General features: G+C 45.3%; 13 protein-coding genes and 18 tRNA genes. 4 read left to right on the top strand and 27 right to left on the bottom strand.

Annotation, left to right across the window (positions count from 1 at the left end; genetic code table 11):
- Position 1: 1 nt before the first annotated feature.
- Complete coding sequence (locus ACOV1R_RS06700; RefSeq protein ID WP_003645946.1) at positions 2-361, bottom strand: PTS glucitol/sorbitol transporter subunit IIA; 360 nt, start codon at positions 359-361, stop codon at positions 2-4.
- A gap of 131 nt (positions 362-492) precedes the next feature.
- Between ACOV1R_RS06700 and ACOV1R_RS06695 the strand changes: the two genes are divergently transcribed.
- Both ACOV1R_RS06695 and ACOV1R_RS06690 read left to right on the top strand, forming a co-directional pair.
- A complete protein-coding gene (locus ACOV1R_RS06695; protein WP_003644619.1) occupies positions 493-1,512 on the top strand; it encodes a lactonase family protein in 1,020 nt (339 codons plus the stop codon).
- Between the two features lie 15 nt (positions 1,513-1,527).
- Entirely contained in the window at positions 1,528-2,166 is a 639-nt protein-coding gene (locus ACOV1R_RS06690; RefSeq protein ID WP_003645947.1) for a copper homeostasis protein CutC, read from the top strand.
- A gap of 253 nt (positions 2,167-2,419) precedes the next feature.
- On the opposite strand, the gene ACOV1R_RS06685 is transcribed toward ACOV1R_RS06690, so the two are convergent.
- Genes ACOV1R_RS06685 through ACOV1R_RS06675 form a run of 3 tightly spaced genes read right to left on the bottom strand, consistent with a single transcriptional unit; the run spans position 2,420 to position 4,781 of the window.
- Positions 2,420-3,322, bottom strand: a complete 903-nt coding sequence (locus ACOV1R_RS06685) for an RluA family pseudouridine synthase (protein WP_015380548.1) — start codon at positions 3,320-3,322, stop codon at positions 2,420-2,422.
- Complete coding sequence (locus ACOV1R_RS06680) at positions 3,319-4,122, bottom strand: NAD kinase (RefSeq protein WP_003640878.1); 804 nt, start codon at positions 4,120-4,122, stop codon at positions 3,319-3,321. The genes ACOV1R_RS06685 and ACOV1R_RS06680 overlap by 4 nt, the downstream gene beginning before the upstream one ends.
- Positions 4,119-4,781, bottom strand: a complete 663-nt coding sequence (locus ACOV1R_RS06675) for a GTP pyrophosphokinase (RefSeq protein ID WP_003640879.1) — start codon at positions 4,779-4,781, stop codon at positions 4,119-4,121. Before ACOV1R_RS06675 ends, ACOV1R_RS06680 begins: the two co-directional genes overlap by 4 nt.
- A 292-nt stretch (positions 4,782-5,073) precedes the next feature.
- Here ACOV1R_RS06675 and ACOV1R_RS06670 point away from each other — a divergent pair, with 292 nt between their 5' ends.
- The gene (locus ACOV1R_RS06670; protein ID WP_003640880.1) at positions 5,074-5,709 is read left to right on the top strand and encodes a DsbA family protein; all 636 of its coding nucleotides are present in this window, start codon (positions 5,074-5,076) and stop codon (positions 5,707-5,709) included.
- Between the two features lie 214 nt (positions 5,710-5,923).
- Here the strand turns inward: ACOV1R_RS06670 and pepF are convergent, their stop codons facing one another.
- The 5 genes from pepF to ACOV1R_RS06645 form a co-directional block, all read right to left on the bottom strand.
- Entirely contained in the window at positions 5,924-7,735 is a 1,812-nt protein-coding gene (pepF, locus tag ACOV1R_RS06665; protein WP_003645949.1) for an oligoendopeptidase F, read from the bottom strand.
- Positions 7,736-7,812: 77 nt separating this feature from the next.
- Positions 7,813-8,898, bottom strand: a complete 1,086-nt coding sequence (locus ACOV1R_RS06660) for a competence protein CoiA (protein ID WP_021357469.1) — start codon at positions 8,896-8,898, stop codon at positions 7,813-7,815.
- Positions 8,899-9,082: 184 nt separating this feature from the next.
- Positions 9,083-9,814, bottom strand: a complete 732-nt coding sequence (locus tag ACOV1R_RS06655; RefSeq protein ID WP_003640883.1) for an adaptor protein MecA — start codon at positions 9,812-9,814, stop codon at positions 9,083-9,085.
- 135 nt (positions 9,815-9,949) lie between these two features.
- Entirely contained in the window at positions 9,950-10,348 is a 399-nt protein-coding gene (gene spxA / locus ACOV1R_RS06650) for a transcriptional regulator SpxA (RefSeq protein ID WP_011101690.1), read from the bottom strand.
- Between the two features lie 286 nt (positions 10,349-10,634).
- Positions 10,635-11,378: an MBL fold metallo-hydrolase gene (locus ACOV1R_RS06645; RefSeq protein WP_064578129.1), complete on the bottom strand. Its 744-nt coding sequence runs from the start codon at positions 11,376-11,378 to the stop codon at positions 10,635-10,637.
- Between the two features lie 140 nt (positions 11,379-11,518).
- Between ACOV1R_RS06645 and ACOV1R_RS06640 the strand changes: the two genes are divergently transcribed.
- Complete coding sequence (locus ACOV1R_RS06640; protein ID WP_003640886.1) at positions 11,519-12,019, top strand: antibiotic biosynthesis monooxygenase; 501 nt, start codon at positions 11,519-11,521, stop codon at positions 12,017-12,019.
- 343 nt (positions 12,020-12,362) lie between these two features.
- Here ACOV1R_RS06640 and ACOV1R_RS06635 read toward each other — a convergent pair.
- The 18 genes from ACOV1R_RS06635 to ACOV1R_RS06550 all read right to left on the bottom strand — a co-directional run bounded on the left by ACOV1R_RS06635 (position 12,363) and on the right by ACOV1R_RS06550 (position 14,045).
- Positions 12,363-12,437: transfer RNA gene (locus ACOV1R_RS06635), tRNA-Asp, on the bottom strand.
- 2 nt (positions 12,438-12,439) lie between these two features.
- Positions 12,440-12,513: transfer RNA gene (locus ACOV1R_RS06630), tRNA-Met, on the bottom strand.
- A gap of 9 nt (positions 12,514-12,522) precedes the next feature.
- Positions 12,523-12,595, bottom strand: a tRNA-Glu gene (locus ACOV1R_RS06625).
- Positions 12,596-12,614: 19 nt separating this feature from the next.
- Positions 12,615-12,702 (bottom strand) — tRNA-Ser (locus ACOV1R_RS06620).
- A gap of 4 nt (positions 12,703-12,706) precedes the next feature.
- Positions 12,707-12,781: transfer RNA gene (locus tag ACOV1R_RS06615), tRNA-Ile, on the bottom strand.
- 6 nt (positions 12,782-12,787) lie between these two features.
- Positions 12,788-12,858: transfer RNA gene (locus tag ACOV1R_RS06610), tRNA-Gly, on the bottom strand.
- A 12-nt stretch (positions 12,859-12,870) separates the two neighbouring features.
- Positions 12,871-12,943 (bottom strand) — tRNA-Phe (locus ACOV1R_RS06605).
- A gap of 29 nt (positions 12,944-12,972) precedes the next feature.
- Positions 12,973-13,047, bottom strand: a tRNA-Asp gene (locus ACOV1R_RS06600).
- A 3-nt stretch (positions 13,048-13,050) separates the two neighbouring features.
- Positions 13,051-13,124: transfer RNA gene (locus ACOV1R_RS06595), tRNA-Met, on the bottom strand.
- A 6-nt stretch (positions 13,125-13,130) separates the two neighbouring features.
- A tRNA-Ser gene (locus ACOV1R_RS06590) sits at positions 13,131-13,220 on the bottom strand.
- Between the two features lie 39 nt (positions 13,221-13,259).
- A tRNA-Ile gene (locus tag ACOV1R_RS06585) sits at positions 13,260-13,333 on the bottom strand.
- 15 nt (positions 13,334-13,348) lie between these two features.
- Positions 13,349-13,422: transfer RNA gene (locus ACOV1R_RS06580), tRNA-Met, on the bottom strand.
- Positions 13,423-13,453: 31 nt separating this feature from the next.
- Positions 13,454-13,527, bottom strand: a tRNA-Pro gene (locus ACOV1R_RS06575).
- Positions 13,528-13,532: 5 nt separating this feature from the next.
- A tRNA-Arg gene (locus tag ACOV1R_RS06570) sits at positions 13,533-13,606 on the bottom strand.
- Between the two features lie 10 nt (positions 13,607-13,616).
- Positions 13,617-13,702, bottom strand: a tRNA-Leu gene (locus tag ACOV1R_RS06565).
- A 15-nt stretch (positions 13,703-13,717) separates the two neighbouring features.
- A tRNA-Gly gene (locus ACOV1R_RS06560) sits at positions 13,718-13,789 on the bottom strand.
- Between the two features lie 16 nt (positions 13,790-13,805).
- A tRNA-Thr gene (locus ACOV1R_RS06555) sits at positions 13,806-13,878 on the bottom strand.
- Between the two features lie 94 nt (positions 13,879-13,972).
- A tRNA-Lys gene (locus ACOV1R_RS06550) sits at positions 13,973-14,045 on the bottom strand.
- Positions 14,046-14,055: the final 10 nt, after the last annotated feature.

Below are 14,055 nucleotides of genomic sequence, written 5' to 3'. Positions count from 1 at the left end.
CCTAAGCCTGATACGTAATAACGCTACCGACCTTGATTGTTGGTAACTGGTTTGGTGTCAAATAAATGCCGTTTTCCATTGGTTTGGCAGGTACTGGTTTGAAGTACAACGTCGCGTGCCCAATTGACGTTAAATTAGCTTCCACTAGTCCCCCTGCAAAGGCCACCGTATAAGTTTGTCGATCGATCGTAATGGTGCTACCAGCAACTAACGACAGACTCGCGATGGGCTGCTCAAATTTCTGAATCACCGCGATTTGCTGTAATGGTGCCGTGGCCGTTTCATCGAATAAAACTAAAATTGGTTCCTTGGAATCGATAGCATTCGCACCAATCGATTGTACTGTTGCAGTTATTGTCATATTGAGACCCCCATCGGTTAATTAATTGCTTTAATTGTAGCATAGTCCTAATCACAGACGCCAATTTGTCATCGCTTACACGGGCCATATCTATGCTATACTTGAATTATCTATCAAGGAGGTTTGTTATCATGCAAGAACGCATTTTATTCGGAACATATACGAAAAAAACAAGCCAAGGGATTTACCAAGGAACCCTTGACACCACTGCCAAAACCTTAACCAACGATGGCTTACTGGCAGCCACTCAAAATCCCACCTATTTGGCCCTCTCAGCTAAGGATTGCCTATACAGTGTCGATAAGGAAGATGACGAGGGCGGTATCGCTGCTTGGCAAATCGACGGGCAAACTGCTCACAAACTAAACACCGTTGTCGCACCTGGCACCCCACCAGCTTACGTTGCTGTCGATGAGGCCCGGCAACTCGTCTACAGTGCCAACTATCATAAGGGAACGGCCGAAGTCATGAAAATTGCTGCTGATGGCGCGCTGACTTTGACCGATACTGTTCAACATAGTGGCCATGGCCCTCGTCCTGAACAAGACGGCTCCCATATTCATTACACCGACCTCACGCCAGATAATCGCTTAGCCGTAATCGATTTAGGTAGCGATAAGGTCTATGTCTATAACGTCAGCGACGCCGGTCAGTTAAGTGAACAATCCCTGCTCACTATGGAAGCTGGCTTTGGACCACGTCACCTCGTGTTCAGTCCAGACGGCCAATACGCCTTCTTAGCTGGTGAATTATCGAGTCAGATTGCGAGCTTAAAATATGACGCCCAAACTGGTGCCTTTACGCAGCTTGGCATTGTGAAGACCATTCCTGCCGACTACACGGCGCACAACGGTGCCGCAGCCATCCGCTTAAGTCACGACGGTCATTTTCTCTACGTCTCCAATCGTGGCTACAATACGTTAGCTGTCTTTGCAGTAACCGCCGACGGTCATTTGACCCTGATTCAGCAAATCAGTACGGAAGGTGACTTCCCCCGTGATTTTGATTTAGATCCAACTGAAGCCTTTGTCGTGGTCGTTAATCAAAACACTGATAATGCCACTTTGTATGCACGCGACTTAACGAGTGGTAAACTAAGTCTATTACAAAAGGACGTTACTGTGCCTGAAGGCGTTTGCGTCCGTTTCTAGTAAAGGATGAAACTCATGTTATTAAAAGAAGTCTGTGTTGAAAATTACACTAACATTCCCGCAGCCATTGCGGCCGGTGCCAATCGGATCGAACTCAACGATAACCTATCCGTTGGCGGTACAACGGTCAGTCGTGGTGTAATGTCTGAGGCAGCCAAGTATACCAGTGAACATCACGTGCCCCTAGTGACCATGATTCGCCCCCGTGGTGGCAATTTCGTTTATAATGATACGGAATTAAAAATCATGGAAGCGGACCTGCTACAGGCTCAATCATTAGGTGTTGATGGTGTCGCATTTGGTGCTTTGACTGCGGATAATCAGCTTGACGAAGAAGCCTTAGCGTTATTAATTGGTGCAGCCGGTGGCATGTCGATCACCTTCCACATGGCTTTTGACGCCATCCCTGAAAATCAACAAGCCGCGGCAATTGACTGGTTAGTAGACCATGACGTCGATCGCATTTTGACACATGGCGGCCCACTTGATCAGCCGATTGCTGACTGTGTCCCCCACTTGCAAACGACGATCAAACAGGCCGCTGGCCGAATTCAGATCCTACCTGGTGGTGGCATTACCACTGCCAATGTCGCCGACATCACCACAACACTCGGCGTCAAACAGGCCCATGGGACCAAGATTATTAATTACTAAGAACTGCCAAAAAGGCGCATCTCATTTTTTGAGATGCGCCTTTTGATTGGCGAAGTAAACTAAAAAATTAGACCATTAATCACGGTTATTCAATGGTCTAATATTGGCACAAGCGCCCGCACTAAGCCAACTTGCCCTGAGCCCTCTTCCGCGAACAAATTGGTCATTGTCAACGCTGATCAATTGGCTCGTGTTCATCATCAATCATGCTAATTAGGATAAACATAAAACAGACCAAATCTTAATGGTCACTTTATGAATTGGCACGTTGATTATGAATAATTAAACGGTTAAGATCAGCCGGTAATGGTGCAAAGGTCGTGAGGGTCTGGCTAATGAATGGATCATCAAATTCCAGTTGCATGCAGTGCAGTGCTTGGCGCTGAATCCACGGGTCACGAGGACCGCCATAAAGGGCATCACCGATCAATGGATGACCGCTAGCTGCAAAGTGCACCCGAATCTGATGCGTTCGGCCGGTATGCAGCCGTACCCGGACGACTGTCATGTTACGCAGCCGCTTAACCACCCAGTACTCGGTTAAAGACGGCTTACCGTCGGGACGGGTCGTTCGTTTGATAAATGAATCAGCGGCACGACCAATGGGCGCATCTAGCCACCCGTGGTCAGTCGTCAATTCACCACTGACGACGGCTAAGTACATTTTGCGCATCGCATGGGCCTTCAATTGATGATCAATAATCGAATGGGCAAAATGGTGCTTAGCGAAGAGAACGATACCGCTCGTATCCCGATCCAAACGCGTGGTGATATGCACAACCTCATTATCATAATGGGCCGCTTGATAATAACCTTTTACCCGATTCGCTAAGGTATTGTCAGGTAAGGCATGCGCCGGTACTGAGGCCACTCCTGCTGGTTTATTCACAATCAGGTAGTCACGATCCTCATATAAGATATCGATCGGCAACGTCGAGACGCCTAAGTGGTCATTACCAATTTCAGCAGGTGTGACCATCGTCACAGTCTCACCGCCTGTCAGCATATGAATCGCTAATACCGGTCGTTCATCAACGAGAATTGCCCCACCATGAAACTTAACTTTTTTCAACAAACTACGTGTCACACCATGTTGTGCCAAGAGTGTCTTAACTTTCATCGGGTTCGTCTCATGGTTGATCCAAGTAAACCTCATTGCTCGTCCAACCCGATGAAGGATGTCCCGACCCGTTGCCAGAAGCGATTATGACGATGCTGAGCAAATGCAATTCGACGATTAGCAATTGAATAACGAATTTGTTCAATTGGCCGCGGCTGCGTATCCATTTGATCAGCTGTAAAGACAAAGTGTGACTGCTGTTGTGGCCGAATCGTTATTGTTTCATACGGCGCTACGATGACTGGCGAGCCTAATGTTCGGAAGACTCGGTTGTTGATCGACGCAATCTCGGCCATTTGTAAAGCGTCCAAGCGCGGATGAATGACAGCACCACCAACTGACTTATTATAAGCCGTCGAACCAGTTGGAGTGGAGACGCATAACCCATCGCCACGAAAACGTTCAAATAGTTCATCTTGAATATAAACATCGGCAACCATGGTACTCCCAAGCTTCTTAAGCGTTGACTCGTTCAACGCCAAATAATGATCAGTCGCATCCGTATCCGCATAAGTAATATCTACAGCTAGCAAGGGATAGGTCACACTCTGGCCGTTGTCTTCCAGTAAACCGTTGATCAGTTGGTCGATTTCATAATCTCGCCAGTCCGTATAGAAGCCTAAATGGCCAGTATGCACGCCAACAAAGCGAACTTGGTCAACCATGTGACTATAGTGGTGAAACGCCGCTAAAAGCGTCCCATCGCCTCCTACCGACAAAACAATGTCTGGGTGCTCATCATCAATTTCAAACCCGGCAGCCAGCAGTTTAGTATGTAACTCACCCGCTACTTTCTTGGTCTTGGCACTCGCATTTGCAAAAATCGTTACTTTCATGAATTTTGATCTTCCTTTGTCGTGTCAGGCTCATCGTTGCCCGGCCCCTTCCCATACGAGAACAAGCTCTGAGCTTCTTGAATTTCCTCACGAATTTCTGACATTTCTTTATCCAAACTAAAGGCGGCTTCCGCAGCCCGTTGTAATCGTTGACTCAAGTTTTCAGGGAAATCCCCTTGATATTTATAGTTAAGCGAATGTTCAATGGTCGCCCAGAAATTCATGGCAAGTGTCCGGACTTGGATTTCGGCCAAAATTTTCTTTTCACCACCGACCATTTGGACCGGATATTCAATCACGATATGATACGAACGGTAACCAGATGGCTTTTCATTACTAATGTAATCGCGTTCTTCCAGAATTGTCATATCCGTCCGTTTTCGCAATAAATCAACGACCTGATAGATATCCTCAACGAATTGACACATAATCCGCAAACCAGCAATATCCTGCATATCTTGTTCTAGGCGATCTTCTTGTACTTTACGTCGGGTCATCTTTTCCTTAATGCTATCAACGGGTTTGACCCGCCCCGTTACAAATTCAATCGGTTCATGCTGATTCAAATCACGAAATTGTTTGCGCATTCCCCGCAATTTAACTTTAAGCTCATCAACGGCTTGCTGATAAGGCAGTAAAAAATGATTCCAATCTTCCATCGGGGCACCTCCGTTTCAATCCATACCCTAAAATTTTACCATAAATCGTCGGAATAAAAAGTTAACGTTCTCGAGATTGAACCCTAAGTTCACTTTTTTTCCAAACTGTAATCCTAGAAACAAAATACTTTACGAATTTAGCAAATCGGTGCATGATTACGGGTGAAGGTTTAAGCTAAGTAACGAGTGATTTTCTGCATTAAAAAATTTATGAAATGAAAAACTTGCAAATACCTCGTTTGATTGGTATTCTGCACTATGACGCGAATAGAGAAAGTGGAGGAATTATAACGTGTTAGAAGTGTATTTATTTGTAAATCCGTTGGCAAACCAATGCGTACGTGATGAGCAAAACGTGTTACGGTTGGCAAACGACTCAGACAAGCAAATCCAATTTCAATTCGTACCATTACTCAATATTAATGTGATTCAACGGGCTCTAAAGTGCCAAGGAATCAAGGCATCCGACTGGCATGCTCAAAATCAACAGTCTCAAACATTGTACCGAGTTATTTTGGATTATAAAGCCGCCCTTTTTCAAGGCAAAAAACGGGGGCGTAACTTTTTAATTGCCTTGCAATCTGCAATGCTCAAGGCTGGTCAACACTATTCGGAAGAGCTCGTCAAAACGGTTGCAACTAACTGTCAGATTGACTTAGACATGTTCATGGAAGATCGGGACAGTGACTTGGCGAAACAGGCCTTTCATGCTGATCAGCGGCTTGCATCTGAAATGAACATTACCGAAGCATCGTCGGCCGTCGTTTTTGATTGCGACCAATATGATTATGGTGTCTTGCTAGAACATTTTAATTACACGACTCTTTTTGACTTAGTCAATGGCAATCTGGATCCTTTTCAAGATGCAACTCGGGCAACCAATGCCAGCTGTGCTAGCCTTGCCAACGCACAATTACACGTTTTATAATTCCAGTAATTGCAATTATTCAACTGGTCCTACCAGTCAAAAGCACCCGACGATCATTTTCGCCGGGTGCTTTTGACTGTATTTACCTTTTATAGCTGCCAGAATAAGCCTTCTGGACTCGGCAGCTAACACCCTAACTGATAAGCGGGTCAGGTCTAAAATAAGCGTCGGGACCGAACATCCTGACGCTCATTGTGCTTGCTTTTATAACTGGTTAATCTTGGGTGACCAACTGTTCAAATTCATTTAATCGTTCTTCAAATACCTCGAAAGCTGCATCAAGATAATCAGGCTTGGTCATATCAACTCCAGCTCGGTGCATGACATCGATTGGGAAAGCAGATGAACCAGCTTTCAAGTAACCGAGATAATCCGCAACAGCATCTGTCTGTTGCGTACTAATACGGTCAGCCAACGTTGAGGCCGCTGCAAAACCCGTGGCATACTGATAAACATAATAATTGTAATAAAAATGCGGGATACGGGACCATTCGTCGGCAATTTGCGGATCACTGACGACGGCGTCACCATAGTAGCGTTGGTTCAACTGCAAATAATGTTTTGACAAGCGATCGGCAGTCAAAGCCTGACCTTCTTGATCTTGCTCATGAAGCCACTGTTCAAACTCAGCAAATTGCGTCTGCCGGAAAACGGTGCCTTTAAATCCATCTAAGTAGTAATTCAAGACATACGCCCGCATTTTTGGATCTTGTTCAGTCGCTAAGAAATAGTTCGTCAACAAGTTTTCATTAGTCGTTGATGCAATTTCCGCCACGAAAATTGAATAGTCACCATACTGATAAGGCTGATGATGTGTCGTGAAGTAAGAGTGCATACTGTGTCCCATTTCGTGCACCAACGTATATAAATTATCAATATTATCCTGCCAGTTCAACAGCATGTATGGCGCGGTATCATACATTCCTGACGAATACGCCCCGCTACGTTTGCCTTGATTTTCCACCACATCAATCCACCGTGAAGCAAACGCTGTTTTGACGTGTTTGAGATAATCAGGACCCAAAATTTTGAGCGCTTGTAAAGCAGTTGCTTGAGCCTGCTGGTAGGAATAGTTGGTCGTCGGCTTGGGTGCCAATGGCGTGTACATATCATACATATGCAACTGATCAACTCCGAGCAGTTGTTTCCGTAACGCAACATACCGGTGCAATAAGTCCAAATGCTTGTCAACGGACGTGACTAAAGAATCGTAAACCGCCGTCGGAATCTGATTGGCAGCAAGTGCTGCCGTCCGCGCATCTGGATAATGATGAGCCTGGGCAACAAAATTGTGTACCTTGACTTGGCTAGCTAAAGTCGAAGCAAGTGTTCGCCGGAACTGGCCGTATACTTTATACAGTGCTTCAAACGCCTCTCGCCGAACAGCCGGATGAACGGACTCAAGTAACACCCCATAAATTCCTTGTGACAATTTGACAGGGTTGCCGTCGTCATCCTTTACCGTTGGAAATTGAAAGTCAGCGTTATTCAGTACACCAAAAGTTTTCGCAGAAGCACCAAAAATATCACTAGCGCCTGCGAGTAAAGCTTCTTCGCTTTCAGACAGAACGTGTCCCTTTTGCAACCGGATCGTATCCAACAAATGCCGATAATCACGTAAATCGACGTTTTCATCAAGGTACGTATCCAATTGGCCCGGCGTTAATTCCAAGATTGCTGGTTCGAACCAGGCAGTCGCTGCGGATACCTTGGCAGTCAAACTACTAGCTTGATCGTCTAAAGCCGCATTGGTACTATTGCCAGTATCCTGGTCACTTTTCAGACTTGCGTATACCGCCACTTTCTCTAACCGACGATACAGCGCTAAAACAGCCTGGATGCCAGCCAGCACCGTGTCGGCCGAGCTTGTAAACGTTTCTTTAAGCGCAGTGACGGTGGGGATTGCAGCTTTGACTTGTGCAATATCCGCCTCATACGCGGCCTGATCTGCATAAATGGGCGTCAAATCCCACGTCAGTTCTTCAGGAACGGCCGAACGGGTCGGCAATTGTTTGGTTACTACCATGCAAATTCCTCCAATTATTTCAATATAGCACTAGATTACCACAGATTGCGCCTATCGCGGTAGCATCTGTTCCGGAATCAATGTTTGCGCCATCGAAGCTGGCCGGAATTCACATGCCACTCAGTTTTCTGCCAGTTTATCACTTGCTGCTCGCTAAGCATCGTAATCATGGTCGTTATCAGTTGTTGTATTAACGTGCCTCGTGCTTGCAGGCAGGCACGCCGGGCAAGTAATGGCCGTAATTGGGCCCAGATCAATGCCTCTAATTGTGGCCCAGTAAGCCGTCCGGACTGTTGCCGCAGTGCAAAAAAGACGTGGGCGTGCCAGACCAGATATGGTCCCGATAACAGCGGTAGTTGCGGCACAGTGGGCATCGTCCACGTCGGTAACTGGGCAATCGTTCCCCCGCGTTGATAGCAAGCCACTTGTAACGCATCAAAACCACGTTGATGTCGAAGCCGTGCCAACATTAGCTGTTGATAATAATGCCGTAAATGCGTGTCCGGCAAAGTTGGGGTGTTAATTTTTGGAGCCAATTGGCGAAAATGTAACACCGACTGGCTGCGCGTATCCAGTCGAATCGTTTGATAGGTCAGCGGTTCCGTATCCAATGTCAAGACGTGATGCAATAAACGAACACTAGTACTTTGAGTGTCCAAAAAAAGTAGAAACAGGCCCCACCGTTGCTGGTACTGCAAAAACTTCAAAGCCTTGCTATTGAGGTGCAATTGTCGCTGATAGGGGCGTCCCAACAACCATAACACTTGATAGCCATGCTGACGATAGCCCTGCGTCCGAGCTGCGAGTCGCTCCACTGACAAGGGTGAACACTGAAATTCTAACGCGAGTGGTTGCGCTGTACCTCGTCGAACCAAGATATCCGGGCGCTGATGTATCTCTGGCAAACCAGCCTCTAAGCGCACCGTATAACCACTGGCAGCGAGCCAGGTCGCTAATTGTTGTTTACCACGAAGATGGTCCGTTGTTTCCCCTTCAGAGAAAGCATCACAATCCGTGGCATGGACGTGGGCAAAATGTGGCACGATCACTGCCCCCCGTTTCAATCGCACCGGCTGCACACATCCTGGACAGTAATATTCTATTTGGCGATCAGCCGTCGCCGCATTAACGAGTTGATGCTGGGCATCCATCGCGATCAACATGATGGTCCCTCCTTTCAACAACTAATTACGTCATTAAAGCCAATTCTCACGTAAACCCATCATCATTTATTGACCCCGAGCAGCACCCGTCTTTTGGCAAAGCGTCCGGCAGGCAGATTGTTTATCCGTGGATACAAAAAAGCCTTAACATTACGAATAAACGTTATGTTGAGGCAATTAACTGCTATTTAAAATAGTGCCGGATGGTTTCCAAAGCAGCATTAGACATGATCTTTTCACCATGTTCAAGTAGTACGTCAGCTGAAATATTAGCTAAATGGGCATATTCCAAGGCTACTGCGACATCATCTTTGATAGTGGCCGTTGATGATTGATCGACAAAGAAAACCAGTTCTAGATAATATTGGTCGCGATACTTGAATAAGTTAGACGCGAGTCCCTCTGGCCGGAATAATTGTGCCAATGAAACAAGATCCTCAAATTGATCGAATTTCAACACGTATTCCTTAGTTGGTGTATCAGGATCATCCAAATACGGATCGAGATCATTAGTGTCCTTAGTTGGATTATGTGCAATACCTTGTCCATCTTCAACCTGATTCGTATCCGTCTGCATCAGTTTACGCTTCAAATAATCTGAAACATCATCTTGTGAGTCGCTATCATCCGATTGGTCGGGTGACTGAGTTGCTTTAGCAATCGTATCTTGTAAATTATCACTGTTTTTGCTAATAAATAATTCTAAACCATTTCGGTTTGGTAATACTTGGAAAGTTACGGCATCATTGTCCTGAAATTGATGATCAACATCAACTTCCTCCAAGATGCTATAGAAGAAACTTTCAATTTGCTTATGATTCCCTAGTAAATCTAGTACGCGAATACCGCGTTCATTGAGATCATCATTTCCAATAACGACGCGAATCGTATCTTCGTTGATGCGTTCCATCTCCATTACAGATCCACCCCTTTCTAAGTGTCAAGGGCCATAATCACTATCACAATTCTAACTTATTTCAGTTTATTGTAAAGTAATCTATCTGAAAATACAAAAATTGGCCAATTAGTTAAGCTAACTAGCCAATGATAATCACATATTTGCTAATTGTTGTGCCCGTAATAATTCTAATGTCCGAATTTTGCGTGGCAAGAAGCGGCGAATCTCGTCCTCATTGTAACCAACTTGCAGCCGCTTCTCATCAAGCATAATTGGTCGACGTAACAGACTAGGATCATGAGTAATCATGTCAAACAATTCATTGAGTGACAAATCATTAATATCAACGTTCAGTTGTTGAAAGGCCTTTGAGCGAGTGGAAATAATTTCTTCCGTCCCTGATTCAGTCAGTTGTAGGATCTGCTTGATTTTTTCAATTGAAAGCGGTTCGGTAAACAGATTGTGTTCTTGAAAATCAATGTCGTGTGTCTGTAACCAAGCCTTGGCTTTGCGACATGAGGTACAACTTGGTGCGGTATATAAAATAACCATCCTGGGTCCTCCTTGGCATCGTTAATCAATTTTATAACATAATTCATTATACGCTACTCACTTTTAATTGTGAATAGGTTTAACAAAATTAATTCATTTAAAACTAATAATCTAAAATACAATTATTCGATATATGTATTTTTTCTATTGAATAAACCGCTTTTATAGTCATTCTTGTTATTAATTAATTCGTATACAATTTAATTATGACTTATGATATCAATAATCTATTAACGGTAAACTGACAGAAAAAGCTTAGCAAAATGATTTGCTAAGCCCTATCATACTAGCCAAGATTCAATTGTAAAAACTTTTGAGCAACTGTCACTTGAATGTCATTACCGGCGGCTGCTTGTGCTTCTTGTTGGAGTTGTGTAAATGAGACATCTTGTGGCAAGTGTGTGAGCAATAATTTTTTGACGCGGGCATATTTGGCAATTTTACCAGACTGTGCCGACGTCATATGCCACATTTTACCAGTTTTATCTGCGGCAAAATTCGTATCAGTCATCAATAACTGTGCCCCGGCTGCGAAAGTCGCTAATTCTGGCAAATAAGCCGTATCGGCGGAAAAGACAAGTTCTTGCCCCGTCGCTCGCTCGACCAACTTAACGGCATAGGCTGGAACTGGATGTTTAGTCGGTAAAAAGCTCACATCAAACGGCCCAATCTGATTGACAGCAGCCGGATCATAGGCCCGACCTTCTGTGGCATTCGCCCAGGTCAAGGCACCAAAGTTAAGTGGATCAGCGGTGTGCCCGTAAATCGGCAGCACGGGCGTCTTCCGTTCACCAGCACGCAACTGCCAGTAATATTGTAAGACCCCAACGTCCGCCGTATGATCGTGATGATAATGAGTTAGGAGCACACTATCGAGCTGTAAGGGGTCTAAAATCTCTTCTAAGGCGTTTAGCGCCCCAGACCCACAATCGAGCAATAAATGGTAATCACCGGCTGTAATCAGGTAAGAACTCGTACCCACGCCATCGTATGGATAACCACCATAGTAACCAAGAACTGTTAGTTTCATTATTGACCATCCCTTCATTTCTCTGTCCACTTCTATTTTAATATAGCACCAAGAAAAAATGAAACCAACAACTTAACATATTTTCAATTATTTTGAAAAACACGTATAATAATAGATGTAATAAATAAGGAGTGATATTGATGAGTGGAAAGATTGCAGCAACATTTGGGACACGTAAAATTCTAACCATGATCCAACAACAAAATGCTGATCGTGACTTGTTATTAATGCAGGCCAACGCCACTGAAGATCGCTATATGCTACTCGATTTAACCGGCGAAAAAACCGTTTTTTCAAGCCCCGTAACGTATGACGTTTTACTTTCAAAAGGATCAGCTGACTGGCATGGAATGACAAGTTTCATCTTCATTGATTTACCGGAAGAAGAACAAAAAGTCTTTAAATCTAAGTTTAGTAGTTTCCGACACGATTATAATAAGCCAGATGGGCTGAAACATTTTTGGATCTTACGTGAGTCCAAAAATAATTCAGCCTTCGTGATTGTCACAAATTGGCATAGCGACTCCGAATATGCTGTTTGGCTGCGAAGCGCTTCATTCAAGCCATTTGCCAAGTACATCACCTCAGATTACGGCTACCACGAAAGTCGCTATTCATTTGTACGTTCATTAAAATCATAATCATCCGGTATTGGATATTTCAAGTCGCTGCAGTGATTGAACTGCAACGACTTTTTTCATGAATATTACTTTTACTCAACACTGCTAAATCTCATCAGTTGATATATAAGCCTCGTTCACAACATCACATTGCAGTCAGAACCAACATATGTCCCGATCAGTGTGATCCTAAAGAATCTGCCGTCAGCTTTAGTTGAGCAATCGTGAGCCCAATCAGCCATCTGTTGAATGACACCCACCCTATTTACTGATTACAGTGCGCACCTCTTTAGGTGATCTCGTCAAACAGTTAATATTCTGAAAACACAAAAAAACGTCATTCATCAACGAATGACGTTTGTGACGGTCCGTACGAGACTCGAACTCGTGATCTCCTGCGTGACAGGCAGGCGTCCTAAACCAACTAGACCAACGGACCAATTGCGGGAGCAGGGTTTGAACCTGCGACCTTCGGGTTATGAGCCCGACGAGCTACCAGACTGCTCCATCCCGCGATAATATAATGACCCCTACGGGATTCGAACCCATGTTACTGCCGTGAAAGGGCAGTGTCTTAAACCACTTGACCAAGGGGTCATATTTTTAAATGGTACAACGGAGAAGGAGGGATTCGAACCCTCGCACCGCTTGCGCGATCTATACCCTTAGCAGGGGCACCTCTTCAGCCACTTGAGTACTTCTCCAAAATGGGCCTAAATGGACTTGAACCATCGACCTCACGCTTATCAGGCGTGCGCTCTAAACCAGCTGAGCTATAGGCCCAAAAAAAGCGGGTAACGAGAATCGGACTCGCGACAACAGCTTGGAAGGCTGTGGTTTTACCACTAAACTATACCCGCAGAATACAGATATGGCGCGGGACGGAATCGAACCGCCGACACATGGAGCTTCAATCCATTGCTCTACCGACTGAGCTACCGAGCCATTGTAGCCATTTAGAACTATTAACTTAACGGTCCGTACGAGACTCGAACTCGTGATCTCCTGCGTGACAGGCAGGCGTCCTAAACCAACTAGACCAACGGACCAAATTGCGGGAGCAGGGTTTGAACCTGCGACCTTCGGGTTATGAGCCCGACGAGCTACCAGACTGCTCCATCCCGCGATAATAAGGAGGATGAGAGATTCGAACTCTCGCGTGGTTTGACCCACCTGACGGTTTTCAAGACCGTTCCCTTCAGCCAGACTTGGGTAATCCTCCATATGATGTAACTAGGAAATGTCCACTATTAATAGTAGATGGACCTTGTAGGGCTCGAACCTACGACCGGACGGTTATGAGCCGTCTGCTCTAACCAACTGAGCTAAAGGTCCAAGCTCTAATTCCTATCGCGGCAGGGGGAATCGAACCCTCGACCTCCCGGGTATGAACCGGACGCTCTAGCCAGCTGAGCTACACCGCGATGTGTTAAATAATCGTATATGACTACTTAATCGGGAAAACAGGATTCGAACCTGCGACCCCCTGGTCCCAAACCAGGTGCTCTACCAAGCTGAGCTATTTCCCGTTATATGCACCCAGTAGGAGTCGAACCTACAACCTTCTGATTCGTAGTCAGACACTCTATCCAATTGCGCTATGGGTGCTTCATAAAAGTGCCGAGGACCGGGATCGAACCGGTACGGTTATCACTAACCGCAGGATTTTAAGTCCTGTGCGTCTGCCAATTCCGCCACCCCGGCAACACTTTGGAACAAAGCGGAAGACGGGATTCGAACCCGCGACCCCCACCATGGCAAGGTGATGTTCTACCACTGAACTACTTCCGCATAACTATTCAGTTAATGCCGACTAGAGGATTCGAACCTCCGACCCCCTGTTTACAAGACAGATGCTCTGCCAGCTGAGCTAAGTCGGCATGACGATTAACACAACTATAACATCATATCATGCTCAGTTACATAAATCAACAATAACTTTTGTGAAACTATTTAATTATGAGCCGTGAACAATGAGCCGTGACAGTCTCGAACTGTCGACCCTCTGATTAAAAGTCAGATGCTCTACCAACTGAGCTAACGGCTCATGATGGAGG

Origin of the sequence: Lactiplantibacillus sp. YT640, assembly GCF_049745435.1 — a bacterium.
GTDB lineage: Bacteria > Bacillota > Bacilli > Lactobacillales > Lactobacillaceae > Lactiplantibacillus > Lactiplantibacillus plantarum.
Note: the sequence above shows the minus strand (reverse complement) of the source record. Positions and strands in the feature narration are given on the sequence as shown.

What these genes read in the sequence shown, in the direction of transcription:
- ACOV1R_RS06700 (WP_003645946.1), bottom strand. Translation starts at nt 361, where the DNA reads ATGACAATAACTGCAACAGTACAATCGATTGGTGCGAATGCTATCGAT.
- ACOV1R_RS06695 (WP_003644619.1), top strand. Translation starts at nt 493, where the DNA reads ATGCAAGAACGCATTTTATTCGGAACATATACGAAAAAAACAAGCCAA.
- ACOV1R_RS06690 (WP_003645947.1), top strand. Translation starts at nt 1,528, where the DNA reads ATGTTATTAAAAGAAGTCTGTGTTGAAAATTACACTAACATTCCCGCA.
- ACOV1R_RS06685 (WP_015380548.1), bottom strand. Translation starts at nt 3,322, where the DNA reads ATGAGGTTTACTTGGATCAACCATGAGACGAACCCGATGAAAGTTAAG.
- ACOV1R_RS06680 (WP_003640878.1), bottom strand. Translation starts at nt 4,122, where the DNA reads ATGAAAGTAACGATTTTTGCAAATGCGAGTGCCAAGACCAAGAAAGTA.
- ACOV1R_RS06675 (WP_003640879.1), bottom strand. Translation starts at nt 4,781, where the DNA reads ATGGAAGATTGGAATCATTTTTTACTGCCTTATCAGCAAGCCGTTGAT.
- pepF (WP_003645949.1), bottom strand. Translation starts at nt 7,735, where the DNA reads ATGGTAGTAACCAAACAATTGCCGACCCGTTCGGCCGTTCCTGAAGAA.
- ACOV1R_RS06660 (WP_021357469.1), bottom strand. Translation starts at nt 8,898, where the DNA reads ATGTTGATCGCGATGGATGCCCAGCATCAACTCGTTAATGCGGCGACG.
- ACOV1R_RS06655 (WP_003640883.1), bottom strand. Translation starts at nt 9,814, where the DNA reads ATGGAGATGGAACGCATCAACGAAGATACGATTCGCGTCGTTATTGGA.
- spxA (WP_011101690.1), bottom strand. Translation starts at nt 10,348, where the DNA reads ATGGTTATTTTATATACCGCACCAAGTTGTACCTCATGTCGCAAAGCC.
- ACOV1R_RS06645 (WP_064578129.1), bottom strand. Translation starts at nt 11,378, where the DNA reads ATGAAACTAACAGTTCTTGGTTACTATGGTGGTTATCCATACGATGGC.
- ACOV1R_RS06640 (WP_003640886.1), top strand. Translation starts at nt 11,519, where the DNA reads ATGAGTGGAAAGATTGCAGCAACATTTGGGACACGTAAAATTCTAACC.